Origin of the sequence: Psychroflexus sp. MES1-P1E, assembly GCF_002836055.1 — a bacterium.
In the GTDB taxonomy this organism is placed as follows: Bacteria; Bacteroidota; Bacteroidia; order Flavobacteriales; family Flavobacteriaceae; genus Psychroflexus.
Genome location: NZ_PJBS01000285.1, coordinates 1 through 1,424 on the forward strand (window position 1 = coordinate 1; position 1,424 = coordinate 1,424).

Sequence of the window (1,424 nt, forward strand, 5' to 3'; positions counted from 1 at the left end):
CTTTTCGCTGCTTTCACTTTTTCCTTTAGGTTTATATTGATTAATCTTTTCTGTGCCAATCGCAATTTCACTATAAGAACATTTTGAAATAAAATCACCTACTAAACCTTTATAAGGAGGAATAATTTTATAAATTTCATCTATTAGTATTAATGTGCAATATTTTGCCCTACTTGATGCAACATTAAATCGATTGATTTTAAATGAAAAACTTGGATTACCGTCAGAGTATGCGAAATAAAAGCAAAAGTCTACTGTAAGACCTTGAACACCATCTACAGTATTAATGATGATTTGGTCTTGTGAATCGTTGAATTTATGAAGTAAGTTGTCTCTAAGTAACTTTACACCTTTCTTAGTTGAAGAAAGTATAGCAATATTGAATGCAGAGTCAAGCCTTAGCAGGTTTTTAATTTCCGAAAAAATAAATTCATATAATTCATTTAGTTTTTTTGAATCATAATAAAAAAGAGAAGAACCGCCTTCATTGTTATAAATCGATGATAAATTTTTAAGAATAGAATTGTTTTTCTGAACTTCAGATTTTGATTTTAGACTATTGTTATAAAATGTATTTGTTTGGTAACATGCTTTTTCTGAAAGTCTGAAGGTAGTTGTGAATTTATATTTTGGACAATTAATAGTTGACGCATAGTAAGCGAAGGATTCTAACATCAAATTAATGTCTGAAGAAATTTGACCTGAATTATTCTGGTTAACAACTGGAGGAAGTTGTAAAGGATCACCAACCATAATGATAATTTTACCTAACTTCTTAGCAGCTGCAATAGTTCCTAAAAAACATTGGCTTGCCTCTTCTAAAATTAAATAGTCGTAAACAGGCTCCTTACCAATTTCAACTGCTAGACCAGTCATTCTATAAAAGGTGGTCAAAAGAATATTGCTTTCAGAAGGCATAAAGTCTTTTGGCATAGGCCTTAAATCTTTAACTTCTTTTGATTCTTCGAGTTTTAAGTTAGATTTATAAACAACATTTTTTTTTGCATTTGAGATTGTAAAGTATTTGTTAGCTATTTCAATTAATGACCTGTTGGCTAGAGTAGAGATTAAAATGGATTTTTTTTGATTCAAAAGTTCCAAAATGAGCCTAGAGATAAAGAAAGTTTTACCAGTACCGGGAGGTCCTTGTATAATTATATCTTTATCATTAAGTAATTTTGATTTATAAAGCTTTATCAAGTCTAAAGAATTTGAAATAGGCTTAGGATCAAAATTATTTAAGTGATAATCACCTAAAATAACTTTTTCAACTCTTTTGTTTTTGGTGGCATTTTTAGTAATATCAATTAAGTTGAAATAATATTTTAAAGGAGGATCAGAAATACCAAATATAATTTTATCACCTTTATTCAATATGTTTAGAAATTCTACATCAAAACTATTGAAACCAACATTTATCTTTT

General features: G+C 28.4%; 1 protein-coding gene. It reads right to left on the reverse strand.

The features are described 5' to 3' along the window. A partial coding sequence (locus CXF67_RS09790) for an AAA domain-containing protein (RefSeq protein WP_180957953.1) occupies positions 1–1,424 on the reverse strand: 1,424 nt, incomplete at both ends.